Source organism: Candidatus Hydrogenedentota bacterium, assembly GCA_016791475.1.
In the GTDB taxonomy this organism is placed as follows: Bacteria; Hydrogenedentota; Hydrogenedentia; order Hydrogenedentales; family JAEUWI01; genus JAEUWI01.
Genome location: JAEUWI010000187.1, coordinates 1 through 462, shown reverse-complemented (window position 1 = coordinate 462; position 462 = coordinate 1). Strand labels below are relative to the sequence as shown.

General features: G+C 70.3%; 1 pseudogene (only partly in view). It reads left to right on the top strand.

The features are described 5' to 3' along the window. Positions 1-462 (top strand): annotated as a pseudogene (locus tag JNK74_28610) (acetyl-CoA C-acyltransferase); it begins 91 nt to the left of the window's first position.

The following is a 462-nucleotide window of genomic DNA, read 5'->3' as shown; positions in this document are numbered from 1 at the left end:
AAGACACACGCCCTGACGACCTGCTCATCATCGCCCTGCAGGGCGTGCTGGCGAAGGTCCCCGGTTTTGACGCCGCCTTGATCGACGACGTGGTGGTGGGCACCGCGATGCCCGAGGGTGAGCAGGGCATGAACGTGGCCCGCATCGCCAGCCTCGGCGCCGGCCTGCCCGACACCGTGCCGGCGATGACCCTGAACCGCTTCTGCAGCAGCGGCCTCGAGGCCCTGGCCCAGGCGGCGAGCAACATCGCCGCCGGCTGGTACGACGTGGCCATCGCGGCCGGCGTTGAGAGCATGACGATGATCCCGATGGGCGGCGACCGCCCCTCGCCCAACCCGACGCTGATGGCGGAGCACCCCGAGATCTACGTCACGATGGGCATGACCAGCGAGAACGTCTGCAGCCGCTTCGGGGTCGCCCGGGCCGACCAGGACGCCTTCGCCGCCGCCTCGCACACGAAGG